Origin of the sequence: Photorhabdus antumapuensis, from assembly GCF_020387775.1 — a bacterium.
GTDB lineage: Bacteria > Pseudomonadota > Gammaproteobacteria > Enterobacterales > Enterobacteriaceae > Photorhabdus > Photorhabdus antumapuensis.
The window spans coordinates 1-21,759 of the sequence record NZ_JAHZMK010000050.1 but is presented as its reverse complement, the minus strand read 5'-3'; the positions used below and the strand labels follow the sequence as shown (position 1 = coordinate 21,759).

Here is a 21,759-nt window from a genome sequence, read left to right as displayed (position 1 = left end):
ATGAAGAATGTTAAATTGGCTCACTGGTTAGTGGCTATTGCCTTAGGTACTATTTTAGCTAGCAATAGTGTACTGGCGGAGGAGTCTTTTAAAAATAAAGCGACACAAGCACTCGACAGTGCTGGTCAGAAAATCGATGATTCAATGAAAAACATCGATGGTTATATGGGTGATAGTGCTACCACAGCGAAGATTAAAAGTGAGTTGTTGGCAGCAAAAGGGATCAACAGTAGTGATATTTCTGTAAAAACAGAGGAGAGAGTCGTTTATATTTCTGGTTTTGTGAAAAGCGAGAAACAATCCAGAGAAATTGTAGAGATTATCTCTAAAGTGAAAGGGGTCAAGTCGATTCAAAACGGTCTGACCATAAAAAAATAATATATTTTATTAATTGAGTGGTTGTTTTCCATTCAAATGATTGACTTTGTACTAACAGGATATGCGCCCTCACCAGGGGTACTTTTATCAGAATATTGACTACGTAGCACCATAATATAATGACGGATAATAACTTTCCAAGTTATGCTCTCTATCCGTCATTTATTTTTTTGGGGGCTGTGTGGGGAAACGTATACCGATAACGTTGGGAAATATTGATCTATTATCCTATAAATATAAGTCGTCTATTAAGTCTGGAAAGGTTGCACTTGTTTGTGAAGGTGGAGGACAACGCGGCATTTTTACCGCAGGTGTGCTGGATGAATTTATGCGTGTCGAATTCAACCCGTTTGATCTACTGCTTGGTACTTCGGCCGGTGCTCAGAACCTTTCAGCTTATATTTGTGGACAGCGTGGATATGCCCGGCGAGCTATCAACCGCTATACAACCAATCCTGCCTTCTTTAATCCTTTGCGTTTTGTACGGGGGGGGCATTTAGTTGATTTAGATTGGTTTATGCAGACCGCCTATCAAGAACTACCATTGGATATTCCGACAGCTTTACGCAAATTTGAGGCTGGATGTGAATTTTATGTGTGTGCATGTCGTTCAGATAATTTTGAACCTACTTATTTCCATCCTAATGAAAAGAGTTGGCTGGAAGTGATTAAGGCATCGAGCGCTATTCCTGGGTTTTATCGCAATGGTGTGACAATCGATGATGTTGTTTATTATGATGGCGGTATCAGTGATGCTATTCCGGTAGAAGAGGCGTATCGGCGAGGTGCTGATACCATCGTGGTGATCCGCACGGTCCCTTCACAGCTCTATTACACGCCTGATTGGGTACAACGGATGAAACGCCGGTTGGGAGATAGCAGCTTGCAAAAGATGGTACGGATGCTACAACAACATGCTAAAAGCTATCACCGCACCCAGAAATTTATTGAAAATCCACCTGATGATGTACAGATTTTTGAGATCTATCCGCCTGCACCATTAACGACCAGTGCATTAGGTAGCCGTTTGCCAGCACTTAGCCGGGATTATCATCTTGGGCGTCGTTGTGGCCGCTATTTCCTGGCGACGGTGGGTCATCTGTTTGTTGGTAATAAGTTTAGTCTTGCTAAGGACAACAAAGAGAGTTTAAACCGTAACGTCTTGTACCAGAACGAAGAAAATAGTACGTTGGTTACGTTGTCGGCCACCTTAGCCGCATCGTCAGAACAGATTAATAACGGATAGTTTCATGTTTATTGATACCCACTGCCATTTTGATTTTCCTCCGTTTCGTGATGATGAGCAGCAGAGCCTGCAACGGGCGGCACAGGTTGGCGTGGATAGAATTATTGTCCCTGCTATTAGTAGGGCAAATTTGCAACGGGTATCTGAATTGGCTTGTTCTTATCCTGCGATTTATGCTGCATTGGGTTTGCATCCTCTTTATATCGATCAACATCAGGAAGCGCATCTTGCGGATCTGGAACAATTTCTAAAGCAGAAACACGAAAAGTTGGTGGCGGTTGGGGAGATTGGGCTCGATCTCTATATGACTGAACCCCAATTTGAAAAACAGAAAGTGTTATTGGACACTCAATTGCGGTTAGCAAAACAGTATGAATTGCCGGTTATCCTTCATTCTCGAAAAAGCCATGATCAACTGGCAGCGATCCTAAGAAGAATCAACCTTCCCCATACCGGTGTAGTGCACGGATTTGCGGGTAGTTTATCGCAGGCGGAGGCTTTTATCGGTTTGGGATATTACATTGGGGTAGGGGGAACCATTACTTATGAAAGAGCGCAGAAAACACGTCGCGTAATGGCTGAACTCCCGTTAACGTCTCTGGTGCTGGAAACCGATGCTCCGGATATGCCGCTTTTCGGTTTTCAGGGAGAACCTAACCGGCCGGAAAAAATTGCCGGAGTTTTTGCTTCGTTATGTGAGCTTCGTCGCGAATCTCCTGATGAAATTGCTAGCCAACTTTATCATAACAGTATTGAGTTATTTGGATTAGTTATATGATTTACAGAGTGATTTTAACTACTATTAGCAAAGATGCAGTTTTGAGGACTGTTTTTTCTCTGGATGATTCTTTGGTAATGACACGATGTCATGTAAGTAACTTGAGGCAATGATAACTAAAGGCTCACCTCCTTCTTTCTCCATGATTCTTTTCGCGTTATTTGCAATACGGATCAGATGCCCAATATCATGGGCGTTATCATTATACCCGTTATCTTTCAAGTTGCCTCTTTGTTGGCTGCACTCACTCACCCCGGTCACATAGTTATCTATGCTCCCGGGGATTCGCTCCCTTGCCGTCGCGATGCATCTTGAAATCCATAGGGTATAGAGTTTGCGAGTCGATGTTTTAAAAACTCTTTCAGACGTTCTTCTAAAATATTAACTTTCATTATTTTCACTATAATATGTCTTCTATTATCTGTCTTCTGTTATCTGTTAGTATAGTTAAAATGCAGAAGAAAAATAACTAAATATTAGTATTTAATGCGTCAATGGGAATTTATTAACGGTTGTAGGTTGGATACTCTTGAGTTAATTATTTTTGCACGATTGTTTGAGTGTTACTCAAAAAATAAATTGTTATCTCCATGGAGGAATGACTCGTAATTTAGACATGGGTTTATTTCCTTAGATTTATTTTTGAAACATTGCTTCGTCTGCTTATCTATAGATGTGAATATATAGAGTTGTTGTCTGCGGATCATAACTGCCATACTTTAATTGCGCTTACCTGATAATTATTTCTTAATTGTTGATTATTTTGCCATTCCGAGATTAGATTATCTATTGCAGATTATTTCCTCAAATTTGTGTGATTTACATCACATTTATCATTTTTTTATTGCTTTTTTCAGTAGATATTTGTGATGTCAATAGCTTGTTCATTCCGATGACTGAGTATAATCAGCGCCGACTTAGCGTCAGTGAACGATTTACGTTCGACTGACATATTTAATTTATTATTAAGTGAACAGGGATTCTTCCAATGCAACTCTTTATGAGCCTGGTCGGGATGGTAGTGCTGATCTTGATCGCAGTACTCTTTTCCAGTAATTATCGCGCTATTAAACTTCGTACTGTCCTTGGCGCCTTTTTGATTCAGATCGCTATCGGTGCTTTTGTACTTCATGTTTCCGCAGGTAAGAAATTATTATTGGGTATGTCTGAGGGAGTTTCCAGTGTCATCCAGTTTGGTCAACAAGGAATGGATTTTATTTTTGGTGGATTAGTTTCCACCAAAATGTTTGAACTGTTTGGTGGTGGCGGATTTGTTTTCGCCCTGCGTGTACTGCCTATTATTGTTTTCTTCTCTTCGTTGATTGCTGTGTTGTACTACATTGGTGTTATGCAGCTAGTTATCAAAATATTGGGTGGTGGCCTGCAAAAAATTCTCGGAACTTCACGTACAGAATCCTTGTCTGCGACAGCGAATATTTTCGTGGGCCAAACTGAGGCGCCACTGGTTGTTCGCCCTTATATTGCTACCATGACCCAATCTGAACTGTTTGCGGTAATGTGTGGTGGTTTGGCATCCGTTGCCGGTTCGGTACTGGCCGGTTATGCATCAATGGGCGTACCTTTGGAATATCTGATTGCGGCTTCCTTTATGGCGGCGCCAGGTGGCCTGTTGTTCGCTAAATTGATGGTGCCTGAAACTGAAAAGCCACATGACACTGTTGATGCTATGTCACTGGTCGCAGAAGAGGAACGCCCTGCTAACATCATTGATGCGGCCGCCTCTGGTGCTGCTTCTGGTATGCAATTAGCGTTGAACGTCGGTGCAATGTTATTGGCGTTTGTTGCCCTGATTGCATTGTTGAATGGTATTCTCGGTGGTATTGGTGGCTGGTTTAATTATCCACAACTTTCTCTTGAACTGGTGTTGGGATGGGTTTGTGCGCCGATTGCTTACCTGATTGGTGTTCCGTGGAGTGAAGCCACAGTGGCGGGTTCTTTCATCGGTCAAAAACTGGTTGTGAACGAATTTGTTGCCTTTATGAACTTCGGCGCCTATTTGAAACCGGATGATGTGGTTATGGCGGCGGGCTTGCCGGTGCTGTCAGAGCACACCAAAGCGATTATCTCCTTCGCACTGTGTGGTTTCGCTAACCTTTCTTCCGTTGCTATTCTGTTAGGTGGCTTGGGCGGTATGGCACCGAATCGTCGCGGTGATGTTGCTCGTTTAGGGATGAAAGCGGTTATAGCGGGTACACTATCCAACTTAATGAGTGCAACTATCGCGGGCTTCTTCCTGGCTCTGTAACGTTGTTGAAATAGGCAGGTGGGATAATCCCGCCTGCAATCTATTTTCCTACCGGTTTATCTTCATACTCTTATGTTTGCTAGACGTGAGTTATATTTTTTGTCGTGTATTATTTAATGGTAAGCAAGTTGGATTTGCCGATAAACTCCATGATAAATATAGTTTTATGTGATAAAAGCCACATTTAAAATTATTATCTTGCAAATTACATGTTAATTAGTGTGGTTTCTGGCACAATTTTTTGAACGTTTAAATGTTCAAATATAAGATATGCCAATATTTCAAGGAGCAAGGCGAGGCTCGCATTAAGGACCATAAGCCGAAGAGAGCATAGTGCGGTGAAAGGGAGTTCAATAGTCGCTGTAGGCATACCATCGCGACATCTTTAAGGAACCAAGTCCGCTCGCCAACAAACAATCGTTTAACAGAATGTGTGGCTCTAGCAGAAGCTAGCCGCGATAATAACGTTGGAGAGTTTTATGACCGATTTAACCGCAGCGGCGCAACGGGCGCTGAGTTTGATGGATTTAACGACACTCAATGATAATGATACAGATGAAAAAGTGACGACACTTTGTCATCAGGCGAAAAGCCCAGCGGGTAATACGGCGGCTATCTGTATCTACCCTCGTTTTATTCCTCTGGCACGTAAGGTATTACGTGAACAGGGCACACCTGAAATCCGCATTGCGACAGTGACAAACTTCCCACATGGTAATGACGATATTGACATTGCCTTAGCTGAAACTTGTGCGGCTATTGCTTATGGGGCTGATGAGGTTGATGTGGTTTTCCCATACCGTGCATTGATGGCCGGTAATGAGCAAGTCGGTTTTGACATGGTAAAAGCGTGTAAAACCGCCTGTGCAGAAGCGGGAGTGCTGCTAAAAGTTATTATTGAAACCGGTGAACTGAAAGAGGCATCTCTGATCCGTAAGGCGTCTGAAATTTCAATCAACGCTGGTGCTGATTTTATCAAAACGTCTACGGGTAAAGTGCCGGTTAACGCGACATTGGCAAGTGCTGAAATCATGATAAAGGTGATTCATGAGATGGGCGTGGGTGAAACGGTTGGCTTCAAACCTGCTGGTGGTGTGCGTACCGCTGAAGAGGCTGTACAATATCTGGCATTAGCTGACCATATCATGGGTGACAAATGGGCTGATGCCCGTCATTTTCGTTTTGGGGCTTCCAGCTTGTTGGGCAGTTTGCTAAGCACTCTGGGGCATCAGAATCAAGAGCAAAGCAGTAATTATTGATAATTGAGTACCGCATCAGTCAGTGCGTAACCACTGAATTTTTCCCGATTTTAATCATGATTAGGAGAATGCTTTGTTTCTGGCACAGGAAATTATCCGTAAAAAACGTGATGGGTATCCACTGAATGAAATGGATACCCGTGCTATAGGGATGTCTGTAGTTTCCCTTGGTGGAGGGCGCCGTAAGGCAACAGATCGCATTGATTATAGTGTGGGTATAGTATGGGGCTGAGCAATATCGTTGCTCTGGGTACAGAAGCCAAGCCAGCCACACCGATGGTTTATCGCCAAATTAGCGAATAATAACCATACTTATTATTAGATAATGGTGGCATTTTCGCATTGTTATACCCTATGGATTTCAAGTTGCATCGCGACGGCAAGGGAGTGAATCCCCGGGAGCATAGCAAACTATGTGACCGGGGTGAGCGAGTGCAGCCAACAAAGAGGCAGCTTGAAAGATAACGAGTATANNAGCTTGAAAGATAACGAGTATAGTGTGATTTGACGCAGGAGAAAATTTATGAAACGTACATTCATCATGGTATTGGATTCTTTTGGCATTGGCGCCAGTAAAGATGCCGAAAAATTTGGTGATAAGGGATCTAACACCTTAGGGCACATTGCAGAAGCGTGTGCCCGTGGTGATGCTGATGTTGGTCGTAAAGGGCCTCTGTATTTGCCGCATTTAAGCCGCTTAGGTTTAGGTAAAGCGACTGAGGAGTCCTGTGGAACTTTCCCTGTCGGTTTGGATAAAGACGCAGACATTATTGGTGCTTACGCTTATGCCAGTGAACTCTCTTCCGGTAAAGATACACCATCAGGTCATTGGGAAATTGCCGGTGTCCCGGTGTTGTTTGACTGGGGTTATTTCAAAGATGAAGAAAACAGCTTTCCGCAGGCATTGTTGGATAAACTGGTAGAGCGTGCAAATCTACCGGGTTATCTCGGTAACTGCCACTCTTCTGGTACGGTTATTCTGGATAAACTGGGTGAAGAGCATATGAAAACGGGTAAACCGATTTTCTATACCTCTGCTGACTCGGTATTCCAGATTGCTTGCCACGAAGAGACTTTCGGTTTAGATCGTCTGTACGAGCTGTGCGAAATCGCCCGTGAAGAATTGACTGATGGCGATTACAATATTGGCCGGGTTATTGCGCGTCCATTTGTTGGAGACAAGGCGGGTAATTTCCAGCGTACCGGTAATCGTCACGACTTAGCTGTAGAGCCACCTGCTCCTACCGTGCTGAAAAAATTGGTCGATGAGAAAAATGGCGAAGTCGTTTCTATCGGTAAAATTGCCGATATCTACGCAAACGTCGGCATTACGCAAAAAGTGAAAGCGACCGGCATTGATGCATTGTTTGATGCAACGCTGGTGGAAATGGAAAAAGCGGGTGACAACACCATCGTATTCACTAACTTTGTTGATTTCGACTCTTCTTATGGTCATCGTCGCGATGTTCCGGGTTATGCGGCGGCATTGGAACTGTTTGACCGTCGTCTGCCTGAAATGCTGAAACTGGTGAAGGGTGATGACATTTTAATCCTGACCGCCGACCACGGTTGTGACCCTACATGGTCTGGTACTGACCACACTCGTGAGCACATTCCGGTGCTGATTTATGGACCAAAAGTACAACCTGGTTCATTGGGTCACCGTGAAACTTTTGCTGATATTGGACAGACAGTCGCTAAATATTTTGAACTGTCGCCAATGGAATATGGCAAATCAATGCTCTGACCTACTTATTGGATTGGCTGCTTTTGGGCAGCCATATATCACTAAAATAACCAGTAAATAAAAAAATATAAGGAACTTAATTATGGCTACTCCCCATATTAATGCTGAGATGGGTGATTTTGCAGACGTTGTTCTGATGCCTGGCGATCCATTACGTGCGAAATATATTGCTGAAACTTTTCTGGAAAATGTGCGGCAGGTAAACGATGTACGCGGTATGTTGGGGTTTACCGGTACTTATAAAGGCCGCCCGATTTCTGTGATGGGGCATGGTATGGGTATTCCATCCTGCTCTATCTATGCCAAAGAGCTCATCACTGATTTTGGCGCTAAAGTCCTTATCCGTGTAGGTTCCTGTGGTTCAGTACGTCAAGATGTTCAATTGCGTGATGTGATTATTGGCATGGGGGCATGTACTGATTCCAAAGTTAACCGTATACGTTTTAAAGATCATGATTTTGCGGCGATTGCTGATTTCGATCTGGTTCGTAACGCCGTTGATGCGGCTAAAGCAAAAAACATCAATGTGCGCGTAGGTAACATCTTCTCGGTTGAGCTGTTCTATACACCTGATCCACAACTGTTTGATGTAATGGAACAATATGGCATTCTGGGTGTAGAAATGGAAGCAGCGGGTTTTTACGGTGTTGCGGCTGAATATGGCGCAAAAGCACTGACTATCTGTACCGTTTCTGACCACATCCGTACTCATGAAAAATTGACCGCCGAGGAACGCCAGACGACTTTCAATGAAATGATTGAAATCGCCCTGGAATCCATTCTGCTGGGTGATAAATAATCCCGGTTCTACATTTGCTCTTGATTGCATAAAAAGAATCGTTTTTTATTTAATGCCAGCCAGTTGAAAGAATTGGCTGGCATTGCTCTTTTATTGAGCGGATTTTTCCAACGCTTGAGCCAAATCGGCGATAAGATCCTCTGCATCCTCTATACCCACAGAAATACGTATCAACTGTGGTGTAATCCCGGAAGCAAGGCGTTTTTCTAATGGAATAGACGCGTGAGTCATACTAAATGGTTGGCTGATCAGACTCTCCACCCCGCCCAGACTTTCTGCCAATGTAAATAGTTTTAGCTCTTTAATTAACCGGCGGGCGTAATCATCATCACCTTTTAAGTGAACAGAAATTATACCACCAAAGCCCTTCATTTGACGTTTCGCCAGCTCATGCTGTGGATGGGAAGCGAGGCCGGGATAGAAGACGGTTTCGATCTGAGGCTGTTGCTCCAGCCAATGTGCGATCTTTGATGCACTGTCAATGTGGCGCTGCATACGCAGAGCCAGTGTCCGCATTCCGCGCAGCACCAGGAAACTACTAAAGGGATCGAGCACGCCACCGACAGAGTTTTGCAGAAAACCAAGTTTTTCTGCTAGTTCTGCATTTTTTCCGACGACTGCCAGCCCTGCGATCACATCAGAGTGGCCGTTTAAATATTTAGTGGCGGAGTGCACGACGATATCAAATCCCACATCAAGTGGGCGTTGAAGATATGGTGAAGCGAAAGTGTTATCTGCAACACTAATAATACCGTGGCGTTGCGCTATTTGTGCGATAGCCGTCAGATCGGCCAGTTTCAGCAAGGGATTGGTGGGTGTCTCCACCCAAATCATTTTTGTGTCGGGACGAATAGCTGCTTCAAGGCCGGCAATGTCATTGGCCTCCACATAAGTGACACGCAAACCGGCGCTGCGGCTACGTACTTTTTCGAACAGCCGATAAGTGCCACCGTACAGATCATCGACCGCCACCAAATGGCTATCCTTATCCAAGAGTTCTAGCACCGTGGAACTGGCAGCCAGCCCTGAACTAAAGGCGTAGCCTCGGCTACCGTTTTCCAGTTCGGCTATCGCACTTTCCAGAGCATCACGTGTCGGATTGCCACTGCGGGAATATTCATAACCAGTGTGCTGGCCGGGGGCTGATTGGGCATAAGTCGATGTTGCATAAATTGCCGGCATTACTGCGCCAGTGTGATCCGGTGTGTAGCCGGCGTGAACAGTTTTAGTATCGAACTTGGTCATAAAGTCATTCCTAAAAATCAATTAAGTTGCTGACGCCATGCGTTCAGCACATCTGTGCGAGTTACCAGCCCAAGAAAGCGGCCATTATCGACGATCAGTGCCACATGTCCGGCGTCGAAAGTTGCCATCAATTGTTGCAGAGAAGCGTTCTTATCCAGCGTTTTCACCTGATGAGTCATGGCGTGGCTAACGGGCAGGCTAAAATTGCGTGGATCAGCCTGTACGGTGTGCATCAAATCCCACTCATCAATAATGCCGACTACTTGCTCTCCTTCCAGCACCGGTAATTGAGAAATCTCATACAAGCGCATGCGGGTATGAGCGGTTTTCAACGTATCCTCTGGCGATATAAAAACCGTAGCGCCATCCTGATAACGGTAAGTAATATAATCGCTGAGATCGTGCTGTTGCACACGTGATTGGAATCCCTGTTCTAGCATCCAATAATCATTAAACATTTTTGACAGATACTTGTTTCCACTATCACACGCTAGCGTAACCACACGTTTGGGGGTGGTTTGCGCACGGCAGTAGCGTAGTGCGGCGGCGAGCAAGGTTCCGCTGGAAGAACCCGCCAGTACACCTTCCTTTAGCAGCAGATCACGGGCACTGGAAAAAGCTTCTGTATCACTGACGCGGTATGCATGATGCACTCGACTAAAATTACCCAGAGGAGGGACAAAATCTTCGCCGATGCCTTCCACCTGCCAACTCCCGGCCTCACCATATTTGCCGTGTTCGATATAGTCCACCAGGATAGAACCATTTGGGTCTGCCAGAACAAACTCAGTTTCCGGCGAAACTTGAGCGAAATAGTGACTCAAGCCGCCAAGCGTGCCACCGGACCCGACACCAATCACTACTGCATCGACATTGTGGTCCATTTGCTGCCAGATTTCTGGTCCGGTAGTGGTAGTGTGCGCTGCTGAATTAGCCGGATTATTGAACTGATCGATATAATAAGCACCGGGGATCTCTTGCGCCAGACGTAGAGCATAATCTTGATAGTACTCTGGATGACCTTTACTGACGTCAGAACGGGTAAGACGTACATCGGTACCCAGTGCACGCAGATGAAACACCTTCTCCCGGCTCATCTTATCTGGAACAACCAGAATCAATTTATAGCCTTTCAAGGCGGCAACTAATGCCAATCCAATGCCGGTATTACCAGCCGTGGCTTCGATAATAGTACCACCAGGTTGAAGTAGCCCTTGTTCTTCCGCCTGCTCGATCATGGAAAGAGCAACGCGATCTTTAATAGAGCCACCGGGATTTTGATTCTCCAGCTTAATAAATAATTGACATGGACCGGTATTCAGATGCGTTAACTCCAGCAACGGGGTATTGCCAATCATATCGAGAACAGAGCGTGATGTGGTCATATCATCTCCAGATAATCCGTTGTATTCAGATAGTTATGGAGGATAACTCTGTATACGTATTTGTTTGAAAGAATGAATAGCAACCATATATAGCCAAAAGGAATATATTAGTTTTATTTTAGATGTTCAGAAGTATAGACGTTTAGATTTCCTGATTTATTAAAGTGTGAGGTAAATAAAATCATTTAATTTACTGTCAGGCGCTAATCAGAATAAAGCCGATGATTTTTATCAGCAATTTTTACTTCGATAACTTAGTTATTAATCTAAGAAGTATTCAGGTTTCAAAAATATTCCATATACAAGATGATGACTATTTTTACCTTGTTTCTTGGCGTCTCTATTGTGATTTTAAAATAACATCTTCCTGTCTTCTATCTTTACTCTGGAAAATCATATACATTTTGTGTAGAGTTTGATCGTGTAAAAATAAAACAGAAGAGATTTTATGAATGAGGTGGTCTGAAACCTTAAAAGAAAAACTTTTTGATATTGCTTATAAGAAATTGGAGTTATTTCAGAAGTTAGATAATGTTGTTGATGAACATGCTCGAATTTTGGAGGATATTAGACAAGATCTTAAACATGATGAAGCGACAACTACTGCGATTATGTTTGAGCTTGCAAAGATGGGATTCCTATATCAAAGGAGTAGAGATAAGGCACGCAAAGTCGCTTTGCCGATGAGAGACAAAACAGCATCTAAAGATAATTTTACATTGTGTGTATCTTATAAAGCGCTGGAAAAGAAAGAGAGGGAGGTATTTTTAAAAGCTAATCAGCTTTTTGAGGCGGGGTGGTTGATGAATGATGTTGTTGCTCACTTTTCCCTGCAATTAAATCGATCGAAAAGAAACATTATACAAGAATTGTATCGCCAAGAATTAATTATTTTCTTAGATGGAGAATATCAGCCATGTGGCGTAAGCCGTAAGTCAGAACAACTTGGCCTTGCTAATTATTTAGCGACTAAGAGAGCTCCACAGCCTCTTAAAGATGAAATTAACACATTGAGAGCTCGATTATCTGAACTCTATAGCGTATATCAAAATAATAGTCCGAAACTGGTATTTTCAAATGACGGAACGGGTTTTGGTAAGAGCTATGGAGTACTTAGCCGTTACATTGAATCAGTTGCTGTTAATGCGAAAAACAGTGATTTTACCAATTTTCTATTTATTACTCCCCAGAAAGCACAGATTGATTTTGACAAGAAGCTGATTAAACAGGCGAAGGAAAAAGGTATTGAATTTCTTGGCCTTTATGGTCAGGAAGATCTGAGAGACTTGAACTTTGTAAATTGGATTGAAGATTGCAACGGAGAAATTATTGAGAATAGAAAACGTTATTTAACATGGGAAAAAAGAGCGAAAAGATCACAGCTGGAATCGAAAGCCAATAATTTAGCTGTTATTGTTAGAATGATAGATGATATTGAAAAGCAAATTTTAAGACAAAAACGGCAGGGTGATGAATTTGATCTTATTCAGGATTCCGAAGATCAACTTCAAAAGTATAAATCTAATTTAACGAGGGCGCTTGATGAGTTATCTAAGGCCGCTTTAAACCGACAAGAGTTGGCAGTTAACCTACCTGCTATTATGCGAGCAGAGAACAAGATTGAGCGGTTGCGTAAAGAAATTATCTTTCATTGTATACCTATGGCAGCAGCGATGGTTTCGCCTTGTATTCTGCTGGCAACGACGAGCAAATTTGATAGACCGATTAAAATGCCATGGATAAATAAGGCAGGTAAATATATTGTAAAATCGATGCCTTTTGATTACTTAATTGGTGGAAAAAAGAAACTCACAGACAGTATATTAAGTGCTTTTTTAGAATCCCCTGTTGCAGAACAAATTGAATATTTAAAGACAGAGTTTTTCAAGATCGACGACGAAAGCTATTTTAGAAAACACAATATCAGTTTTACATTAGTGATTGATGAAGAACATGAGGCTTACCGAGTTTTTTCAACGTCGCGTAGTGTGAATTTAATTGATAACAAAGTACAACTTGTTCATGTTTTTGCGGTAACTTACCGTCTATTACAACAAGTAAAAGATATTGATGTTGCTAAGATGCCATATTTACCTTTTTTCTCTGAGAAAAATGAATTTATTCATGATATCAAGGTATATTTGGAAAAGAATTGCGAGCTATCTTTAGAAGGAACTATTGAACAAAACTTGGAGTCTTTACTTAAACTTTTTTCTGGCAATATCGATTTTGTTCAAATTAAGAGTGATGATATTGAACAAGTCATTAATATTACAAGAAATGTATTTAGCTTTTCTCCCAAACGTTTTTTTAATGAAGAAGCACTAAAGAAGGTAAAAATTGAATTTGTACATAGAGGGAGTGGTTGTCAGTTATATTATTCTACGGATAGTGGAGATAAAAATCCTTCTCTGCATGATACTTATCAACTTGCGATGGTTGTATTGGCTGCTGCTGCGAAGATTTCCAGTCGCTCACAATTTGCTAAATCACTTAAGCAGGCGGGGGATAGTAGCCAAAACTTTTTGATGTATAAGTTTATACAGAAGGCAGGAAAAATCAGGAATGAACTGAAACAAATGTTTGATCATCCTGCATCGGAAGAAATGTTGATTTCTTACTTCTATACATATTTTCAGTCTAAAACAGTATTTACCATAGAGCGGATGAAAGAGTTAGAGTTTCAAGACGAGACATTAAGTAATCTCACGTATATAAATTTTACTCTTGATCTTATTAAAGAGCAGCCCGAAGTGGCTTTGCTCCGTAGTCTCTATAACACAAGGAATAGCGTAATTTGTCTCAGTGCGACGACAGGTTTTGCTGAAACCTATTCAGGACAATATAATCGTAATTTCTTACGGCGGTTTTGCTCTGGTAAACCAAATAACTTAGATATTCAAATCATTGAGCGAAGTGGTACTGATATTGCTTTATTGGCTTCTTTACGGGATAAACGAGCGGAACTGAGAACTATTGACTTTGGTATATTTAATTCAGATCTTCCTTTATTTGATTTTTGCAAAGATTTTGATGAGAGTTTTAAAGTAAAATTTAATTTTCTTATAAACGAGCTTTACGGTTTGGATAAAAACTTTAAAAAGAGTTTAAATAACTACCAAAAGATAGAGTTCGAACGTCAGCTTTGTTCTATGCTCCTTGCTGCTTATCAAGGTAAGCATACGATGAGTTTGGCATTGAGTAATCGTTTTCAGCGTAAATTGAAAAAATATTTTTCCAGCTCAGAAGTAAAGATTAAGAATATCAAAAAAATTCATGATTCATGGCAAATATTTGAGTATTTACCTTTTGCAAATAAACCTAAGATCCGTGTGATTTTATTTGATGCGAAATTACGTAAAGAGTGTAATATTAGAGACTTCACCCATGTAAAGGATGAAAATACGAAAGTTGTATTACTCTCCTCTTATAAAAGTGCTGGTACAGGGTTAAATTATTTTCTTACTTATCCGGGAGAAGAGGGGGATTTATTCGAGGAAGATTTTGAGCGTTTAGTATTAACGAGTGCGCCATTCTGGAGTTCAATCATTAAGGATGAAAAAACAAATGATAGGACACTTCACTCGTTGCAAAACTATCTGCTGTTAATGAAACAATGTTCTGATTCAGATGAAGAAAAATTTCTAAAGGATTTTGACATCAATTTATCAAGTGGTGAAGATTACCAGTTCTTAATGCGTGAACATATGATTGCTAAACTAAAAGATTTAATGCAAGCTATTGGTCGTGTTGAGCGTAAAGATACGAAGATGAATACAGAGATATTCATCCCGGATAGTGCTGTAGAGGATGGAATAGTTCTGTTTAATCAATTTACGAGAATTAAAAAAAATCGTCCGATATTAGAGAGTATGTCTTTATTAAATCATCATTTTATGCTGTTATGCGAAAAAGAAAGAATGATGTGTAGTTTTAAATCGTGTGAAGAGAGAAAATCATTTGAGAAAGAAATAGCTCGAAATTCGGCTTTACTTAAAGAATTTTTTGAAGATTTTGTTCCAGAGGTGCTCTCAGTTGCAAGGAAAGATAATGTTGAAGCGATTATATTTAACGAACAGCTTCGATCTATTGAAAGTCTGATATCGCCATCAAACTATGTAAAAAAATTGAAATCAAATCCTCATATTCAAAACAACCAAGCAATGATGGATGCGGTTGATGCATTATATATTGATACATCTACCGCTCCACAGTTGAAGTTAAGTATTAAAAATCTTGAAGATGGGATAGTAACGTTAACTGATATTGAGCATGGCTATTCAATATATCATCCTAAAGAATGGATTTTTTCAGGTATTGGTAATCGAGTTGGTGGTAGAAAAGATGAACATGTCACACATCTTTTAAAAGAAATTGAAATTATAAACAAGAAGGTGTTTAAAGATTGCATTCCACATCCCTTTTTTATTCCATTACTCAAAGGGAATATTGGTGAATATTTATTTACCCTACTTTTGGCTAGATTACATAATTGTCAGCCAATAGAACCTGAATTATTGAGTGAAAAAATAGGAAAAAAAGCCTATGAGTTGTTTGATTTTTATATTGAGGTGGATAAGCATTTAATTTGTGTTGATACAAAAAATTGGTCATCTACTTTAGATAAAAGAGAGCAATCTTTAAAAACACATGATAATGCTCAAAGAAAAGCTGGAACTATTTTAAGTTATATTGATAATAAATATGAATCGGTTAAGTTCGTATACTTAAATACTCGTATGGAGAATAACCCATTAAATCTTGAACAAGAAGTATCTCCAGATAGTAAAATTTATTATCTTAACTTATTTAAAGAATACTTTGGGTATGAAAATAAAAAGCAAGATTATGATCAGGATTTTCGTATAGGTTCAGGAAGTGATTTAGTTAGAGAAGTTCGTATTAATAAACAGATATTAAATTTATTGCAAGGTGGTTGATAATGATAAAGTTAGTTGATATTGCTAAGGATTGTTCTGGCGTTTCTCCTGTAGCTAAAACTAATATTTTAGACATTGGCGGGAATATTTCTGATAATATAGAAAAGCTATTTGAAGTAGATGATGGTAGTGGATTATATATTACTCACGGTCAAAAGAGCTTTGTTAAAGAAGAGGGCGAGAGAGACAAAGATTTCTATGCTAAAGTAGATAAGGAAATACAGAAAATTATAAGGAAAAAACTAAATTTAAATCTATCAGAAAAAGTGTTTTACGATAGTTTTTGGAATAATAAAGCAATTCACTTTTTTTATCTTTCCGACCAGGAATATGACATAAAAGGGTTTATTGATAAATTTGAAGAAAATAGCAATTTTTTATGCAATGTTTTTTCTGCGATTGTGGGATTGCATATTAAAAGAATTTTTCTTAAAGAGCTTGAAGAGAACTATGAAATAGAACCTGTGTTTTATAATTCACGAATTTATTTATCAGCAGAAAAACGTGGTAATATAATTGATGCTTTTTATCCGCGTTTTCATTTTATTTATCAAAAAGAGTTAGTCGTAAATTTACATAGAAAGGCTTTTAGAATTGAAAAAAAAGTGGATTCATACAATACAGAAGAAACTCAATTATTATTTAGAACTAAAGAAAATAATTTTCAAGTCACAGATAATATCAATACCAATGAACACTCTAAGAAAGAATTTATGCGATTCATGAAAGGATATCGAAATAGTAAAAATTATGTTCAAAACTTGATTATACAAAAAATAAAAGAACTATTAAATCATGCTGAGATCTCTTTTAGTGAAAGATACTTTAAAGCTGACTACGTCCTTCATGACTTTATCACGGTTAATAAAAATTTATTACATCCTCTGGTATTAATAGATGCCAGAATTCCAAAGCATTCTTCTGATAGTAAATCAAAAATGTTTTTGGAAAAAGAGATTAAGGAAGTATTTGAACTAAAAAAATTAACTTATTCCTCTGCTAAAGATTTTGATGCATTGGATAAAAATAAAAACTATTTGGTTCTCAATTCATTGGATGGTGGAGCTAAAACCAGTATATTGGTCGAAGGTGAAATTAAAAACACGACATGGGATGCATTTAAGCATATTGGAGAAAATGGAATAGAAGATGCTGAATTGGATTACTATTCGGAATTAAAACATTATAGGCTTGAATCGCAAGGTGAAACAGTTATTCAGGGTATAAATTTAGATGATAATATTGTGGGAAACGATAAGAAGACTGGCCTGGAAAAGTTAAGCGACAAAATAGTTATAAAAATTCAAAAGATCAAAAGTGAATTTTGGATAAAAGAGAAGGTATTCAAAGAGAAAAAAATTGAAAATATTGATCTTCCAGATTTAAAGATAACTCTTGTATATATTAGGATTCCTGATGGATTTAAGAAAAATAAGAAAATACTTGCTTCAATAGTTAATGTTGACATTCATAATAAAACGATTTTTATCAATGAGCATTCACTTGTAAAGAGTCAGTCGGCCCTTGAGGAAAAATGCGAATTTATGAAAAATATATCAAAACTTTATAATGACTCTTTTTATTTGTTTGATAATGTTGAAAAAGTATGTCTTAGTCGATATAACTCGAATAGAATTCCCAGGATCATCGGTAATCAGAAAATAGATAATATTGAATATGCCTTGGAAGATGAAAGTTTAGTGAATAGAGTATGTAATCCGATTGAAACAGTTTTACCCTATTACTTAGCGCCTAAGCAGAATAGTCAGTATGAACATATTTATCTTCAACCGAGGGGAGATGACTTATTATATTTTGTATCACCATGTAATTCACCTAATCAAACGATTGCAAAAGAGAACTTAATTTACAATATTCTGACTATGGATAAAGAGGGTAAACAGATAAATGCTATGGAACAAAACATCACATCTATTTTCCTACGTTCTTTTACCAACGATATATTAAAGCTAAGGGAAGTTAGTAAAAGCTCTTTATTTGAGAAAATAGCTAAGATATACATTGAAAACTAGGTGGAAATTAAAAGGTTTTCTCCGAAAAAACGGAAGGATTACCCCGGCGGCACCGAGGCCATGCTAAAAGTCACGGTGCGTTAGCCCCGTCGAGTGTTTCACAACGTCGAGAATCGTCATACAAACCTGCAAAAGGAAAAAGAGACCTAAGAACGGACTTGCTATCTGCTTCTCATACTGATGAAAGGCAGTATATTGGGAGCGGTTGAGGGGGTATTTTGTATTGAAAATCACCACCCGGTCTGTCATATTGCGGAAATACGAGAGGACACACCGAATTCATATGCTCATTCTGAAAGCCTACTTTTTAGCAGAGCAATTAATGACATTAAATCGAAATCCATTAACCATTAATAGAAAATTAAAAAGAAATCAGCACGACAGAGAAAATTTTCTAATGAACTGAAACTTAGATGTTTTCTCACCATCATTTTAAAAAGTAAGCTATAAAAATAATGCAATAAAAAAGAGATAAAACGGTTAATTTGGCAGGATTTAAGCCATGAAAAAGGAGGGTTTATCCGAAAAAACTTAAAGGGTATGTTTAATATCGTCAGGCTATTTACTGGCTGAATTATGAAAATCACTTAGGATTGCTAGTAAAATAGAGCCAGTAAAAATAAAATTCGGAAAGGATAAAAATAACTGTTAAAACCTTATGCCGATTAAAACCAGAGATTAAGAACATGACTTTTAATAGTGGTTTAAACTCTGTATGTCATAAAGCTATCAATGAAAAATGGAAGATAGTCATATGAATAATTTAATCAGATAATCTATTTTCTAAAAGGAGACGACTTTAATAATATTTTCAGCGGGTAATCTGTATCTGAAATGTTAGATGATGCGACGACATCTTGTATTTTAAATAAGTTTTTCAGCAAATTGAGAGCATGGCTAAAAATTAAATAGTCTCAGTCAGGTGGGATTTCTGACTCAGGTATCATTAGCCGTTTAGTGTAAACTGCTCAACTCTTTGAGGCACTTCATATTGGTTTGAATTCCATTTCAATTTGCTATAAATTGCATGTTATCTCCAATCTGTTATACCTATTTTTATACTATCTCCATCAGAGATATTCCGTATTTGCAGAGCAAAATTAGCTCTAATCCTCATAGCTTCAAATGAACGGGCTAAATAAAGATTCTCCAATTTATATTCTCCTCCTGCAACGAAGGGAACTTTAGGTATTAAACGATAACCAGATTGAATAGGGCCATTAATTTTTTGCCAGGAATGTGCTAAAGAATACCCAGTTAGGACTTCGTAATCTTGCAATATAATTCCACACCATTCATTTATGTTTTCAGCCAGTTTATCAAATAAACCCGTTTCAGGATCGAATGTATAGATGTAATCACCTTTTAAACAAAACTGATTTCCAAAGATGTCTTCTGCAAAAAAAAGAGCGTCTTTAGCCATATCTTCATATGAGTCAATCCATAGTTCACTGTTATTCCAGTCTATTAGGCCGATTTCTTCGCTCACTGTTTCATATGGAAAAACTCGTAAGGCTGACTCAAACCCATAAAATCCATTTTTTTTCGTTAATAGATAACTTAATTCATCTATTAATGATGGCTCATAAACAGAAGTAATGTATTTTCCTGACTTAACAGAAGAAAGGTCATTACTACAAATAGATAATAACTTATCAGCTAAAGGCCACATTTTTTCATTTCTCCGTCTCTGTCTTTTTGACATACAAAAAGTATCTCTCCATGCAGGGTAAGAGGCGGTGGTGATATCCCGGTTTGCCAGTGCAGAAATGTGGTCACGGGCTTAAATTTGTCCGCCGAGGTTGGTGATGGGTTAAATCCACTTTTCCTACCCTAATAAAGTGTAAGCATCTAGTTATCTCATCTGGTGGTAGAAAGATAATATTGAGCAAATGCTTCCTGTAATTCTTCATGGAGAACTTCCCCCTTACTTGTTGGGTGTCCAACTTTCGGGAGGGCAGTTCACTAGGGCTGGGATCTTATCAGAGATTAAAAGATTACTAGCGTATATTAAAGCGGTACATCAGCCAAATAACGATCCCTCCTATTCCGCCGAGCAAACTACCAAGTTTCAGGCTCTTCATCCAATCAAGTTGATAGATACTTCTGTCAGTTAAAAGCCACTCTACCGCGACTAGACCAAATGAGTAAGTTGCTGCACAAATTATTACTAATAAAATCAAATTAATGATAGATGACTTCATTTTCTACCATCCTTATCGTTTAAGGATTTATTACTTATATCGTCACTATGCTTTGATTTATTATCTGTAATATTAGTATTTATGGTTGCACCGCTATACTCTAACAAGCCGGATCCTACAAATCCCCCCCAATACTTGGAGCCGGACTTAACTCCACTCCGTTAGTTAAAAAGTTGGAATAAACAGGCTTATCACTGTATTTCAGAGCATTATAACTTCCCGGCATACCAAAATGATTTTTAATTTCTGCTGCTTCCAATTTGCCTGTAATTGCTGAGCCCATACCATACCCTAAGGTTGTTCCGAATGCTGCACCAACCATTGCCGCTTCTGAGTTTTGACTCGTTACTTGGCTTCCAAGATATGCACCACCAACATTTACTCCTACATTTGCATACAGTGACCTGCCTGTTCCGCTCCAGCCAGTCGCTCCAGCAAGAAATAAGCTCAAATAATCAAATTTATCTCCGGTGTTACCATTCGCCACCTGAACGGCTCCATTCGCGCCCATACTTAAGCCCGTACCGATCATTTTGGCATTGCCAGACGCGGCTGAATTAAATAACGAACGCCCTCCGGCCATCAAACCAAAAACATTTTCAGGCTCTGTCACATCACCCTCAACCATGGCCTTATCCGTACCAGCTGCGCAAACTAACGGATTTTCTTGGCAGGTTTTCCGGTATTGCTCTGAATTTGCTTTATGTATTGCGGCATATTTGTTGATAACTGGCTGACAATCCTTGCCTGCGGCTTTACATGCCGTCATTTCTTTATCAAAAGCATGGGCTTCATCAAAGCTCAAAAAGTTATTCTCCACCGCATTCTTTCCGGCCTGGGCCCCGGTAACGGCGCTGCCGGTGGAGTCACCGGCAATGCCGCCAGCCAGACCCGCTGCCAGAGTGGAGAGGGTGCTGATGGTCTGTTTTTCTTCTTCACTTAAGTCACTGACTTTAACATTTTCGCCGTGAATGTGCTTCATCAGTTCCCGGGCGGCCAGTTCACCGCCCGCCGCGCCTGCCGCACCTGCCAGTGCATTGTTACCGCTGACTTCGGCCGCTACTGCCCCCAGAATTGCATGGGCCAGGGTATTACTTACGACATCCACTTGATGGGTTTTCGGGTCGGTGGTCAGGTCTTTAATCACCCCGGCCAGGTAAGGGGAAGCACCGCCCGCCAGTGCCTGACCAATATTGCCTCCCGCGAGTCCCTGAATGGCTGCGGTAGCGGCCTGTAAAGCGGTGTGGTATTTCCCACCGGTGCCAAAGCCAGATTCATTCAATGCCTGGTTATAGGCGGTCTTGTAAATCTGGTCTTTAATGAGTTCCGGGGTGATGTCGGTTTTACCTTTATCCTCCAGGACTTTTATGGCCGCTTTTCTATCCGGTTCACTGATGTTCTCCAGTTTAGCGTGGGCCGCTTTGGTGGCGATAATGGCTCCTTCGGTACTGGCGATGTCAATCACCTGCGCACTGATTT

At 40.0% G+C, this 21,759-nt stretch carries 15 protein-coding genes and 1 pseudogene; 10 read left to right on the top strand and 6 right to left on the bottom strand.

The window, feature by feature from the left end; all coding sequences use genetic code 11:
• The 3 genes from KZ793_RS18190 (at position 1) to KZ793_RS18180 (ending at position 2,402) form a co-directional block, all read left to right on the top strand.
• Complete coding sequence (locus tag KZ793_RS18190) at positions 1 to 378, top strand: BON domain-containing protein (protein ID WP_225816616.1); 378 nt, start codon at positions 1 to 3, stop codon at positions 376 to 378.
• Between the two features lie 181 nt (positions 379 to 559).
• Positions 560 to 1,624 (top strand): patatin-like phospholipase family protein, encoded by a 1,065-nt coding sequence (locus KZ793_RS18185; RefSeq protein ID WP_225816615.1) that lies wholly within the window; start codon positions 560 to 562, stop codon positions 1,622 to 1,624.
• 4 nt (positions 1,625 to 1,628) lie between these two features.
• A complete protein-coding gene (locus tag KZ793_RS18180) occupies positions 1,629 to 2,402 on the top strand; it encodes a TatD family hydrolase (protein ID WP_225816614.1) in 774 nt (257 codons plus the stop codon).
• A gap of 24 nt (positions 2,403 to 2,426) precedes the next feature.
• On the opposite strand, the gene KZ793_RS18175 is transcribed toward KZ793_RS18180, so the two are convergent.
• Positions 2,427 to 2,654: an HD domain-containing protein gene (locus KZ793_RS18175; protein WP_225816613.1), complete on the bottom strand. Its 228-nt coding sequence runs from the start codon at positions 2,652 to 2,654 to the stop codon at positions 2,427 to 2,429.
• 748 nt (positions 2,655 to 3,402) lie between these two features.
• Between KZ793_RS18175 and KZ793_RS18170 the strand changes: the two genes are divergently transcribed.
• The 5 genes and pseudogenes from KZ793_RS18170 to deoD all read left to right on the top strand — a co-directional run bounded on the left by KZ793_RS18170 (position 3,403) and on the right by deoD (position 8,473).
• Entirely contained in the window at positions 3,403 to 4,668 is a 1,266-nt protein-coding gene (locus tag KZ793_RS18170; protein ID WP_225816638.1) for a NupC/NupG family nucleoside CNT transporter, read from the top strand.
• 479 nt (positions 4,669 to 5,147) lie between these two features.
• A complete protein-coding gene (deoC, locus tag KZ793_RS18165; RefSeq protein ID WP_225816612.1) occupies positions 5,148 to 5,927 on the top strand; it encodes a deoxyribose-phosphate aldolase in 780 nt (259 codons plus the stop codon).
• 121 nt (positions 5,928 to 6,048) lie between these two features.
• Positions 6,049 to 6,147 (top strand): annotated as a pseudogene (locus tag KZ793_RS22965) (hypothetical protein); the annotation flags it as partial.
• 303 nt (positions 6,148 to 6,450) lie between these two features.
• A complete protein-coding gene (deoB, locus tag KZ793_RS18155; protein ID WP_225816611.1) occupies positions 6,451 to 7,674 on the top strand; it encodes a phosphopentomutase in 1,224 nt (407 codons plus the stop codon).
• Between the two features lie 82 nt (positions 7,675 to 7,756).
• Positions 7,757 to 8,473, top strand: coding sequence for a purine-nucleoside phosphorylase (gene deoD / locus KZ793_RS18150; RefSeq protein ID WP_225816610.1), 717 nt, complete (start codon positions 7,757 to 7,759; stop codon positions 8,471 to 8,473).
• Between the two features lie 90 nt (positions 8,474 to 8,563).
• Here deoD and KZ793_RS18145 read toward each other — a convergent pair whose 3' ends face one another.
• Both KZ793_RS18145 and KZ793_RS18140 read right to left on the bottom strand, forming a co-directional pair.
• Entirely contained in the window at positions 8,564 to 9,718 is a 1,155-nt protein-coding gene (locus tag KZ793_RS18145) for a trans-sulfuration enzyme family protein (RefSeq protein ID WP_225816609.1), read from the bottom strand.
• Between the two features lie 17 nt (positions 9,719 to 9,735).
• Positions 9,736 to 11,103 carry a pyridoxal-phosphate dependent enzyme gene (locus KZ793_RS18140; protein WP_225816608.1) on the bottom strand — a complete coding sequence of 456 codons (1,368 nt, stop codon included), beginning with the start codon at positions 11,101 to 11,103 and terminating at the stop codon, positions 9,736 to 9,738.
• Between the two features lie 452 nt (positions 11,104 to 11,555).
• On the opposite strand from KZ793_RS18140, the gene KZ793_RS18135 reads away from it, so the two are divergent.
• Together KZ793_RS18135 and KZ793_RS18130 are read left to right on the top strand one after the other, a co-directional pair.
• Positions 11,556 to 16,043, top strand: coding sequence for a hypothetical protein (locus KZ793_RS18135; RefSeq protein ID WP_225816607.1), 4,488 nt, complete (start codon positions 11,556 to 11,558; stop codon positions 16,041 to 16,043).
• 2 nt (positions 16,044 to 16,045) lie between these two features.
• On the top strand, positions 16,046 to 18,076 hold the full coding sequence (locus tag KZ793_RS18130; protein WP_225816606.1) for a hypothetical protein: 2,031 nt from the start codon (positions 16,046 to 16,048) through the stop codon (positions 18,074 to 18,076).
• A gap of 1,030 nt (positions 18,077 to 19,106) precedes the next feature.
• Here the strand turns inward: KZ793_RS18130 and KZ793_RS18125 are convergent.
• From KZ793_RS18125 to KZ793_RS18115, 3 genes are all read right to left on the bottom strand, one after another.
• Positions 19,107 to 19,748, bottom strand: coding sequence for an SMI1/KNR4 family protein (locus KZ793_RS18125; RefSeq protein WP_225816605.1), 642 nt, complete (start codon positions 19,746 to 19,748; stop codon positions 19,107 to 19,109).
• Positions 19,749 to 20,076: 328 nt separating this feature from the next.
• Entirely contained in the window at positions 20,077 to 20,280 is a 204-nt protein-coding gene (locus KZ793_RS18120) for a hypothetical protein (RefSeq protein ID WP_225816604.1), read from the bottom strand.
• Between the two features lie 115 nt (positions 20,281 to 20,395).
• Positions 20,396 to 21,759 (bottom strand): VENN motif pre-toxin domain-containing protein (locus KZ793_RS18115; RefSeq protein WP_225816603.1); only part of this gene is annotated, 1,364 nt, incomplete at its 5' end.

Coding starts and splice junctions, on each gene's coding strand:
- KZ793_RS18190 (WP_225816616.1), top strand. CDS start 1: ATGAAGAATGTTAAATTGGCTCACTGGTTAGTGGCTATTGCCTTAGGT.
- KZ793_RS18180 (WP_225816614.1), top strand. CDS start 1,629: ATGTTTATTGATACCCACTGCCATTTTGATTTTCCTCCGTTTCGTGAT.
- KZ793_RS18170 (WP_225816638.1), top strand. CDS start 3,403: ATGAGCCTGGTCGGGATGGTAGTGCTGATCTTGATCGCAGTACTCTTT.
- deoC (WP_225816612.1), top strand. CDS start 5,148: ATGACCGATTTAACCGCAGCGGCGCAACGGGCGCTGAGTTTGATGGAT.
- deoB (WP_225816611.1), top strand. CDS start 6,451: ATGAAACGTACATTCATCATGGTATTGGATTCTTTTGGCATTGGCGCC.
- deoD (WP_225816610.1), top strand. CDS start 7,757: ATGGCTACTCCCCATATTAATGCTGAGATGGGTGATTTTGCAGACGTT.
- KZ793_RS18145 (WP_225816609.1), bottom strand. CDS start 9,718: ATGACCAAGTTCGATACTAAAACTGTTCACGCCGGCTACACACCGGAT.
- KZ793_RS18140 (WP_225816608.1), bottom strand. CDS start 11,103: ATGACCACATCACGCTCTGTTCTCGATATGATTGGCAATACCCCGTTG.
- KZ793_RS18135 (WP_225816607.1), top strand. CDS start 11,556: ATGAGGTGGTCTGAAACCTTAAAAGAAAAACTTTTTGATATTGCTTAT.
- KZ793_RS18130 (WP_225816606.1), top strand. CDS start 16,046: ATGATAAAGTTAGTTGATATTGCTAAGGATTGTTCTGGCGTTTCTCCT.
- KZ793_RS18125 (WP_225816605.1), bottom strand. CDS start 19,748: ATGTGGCCTTTAGCTGATAAGTTATTATCTATTTGTAGTAATGACCTT.
- KZ793_RS18120 (WP_225816604.1), bottom strand. CDS start 20,280: ATGAAGTCATCTATCATTAATTTGATTTTATTAGTAATAATTTGTGCA.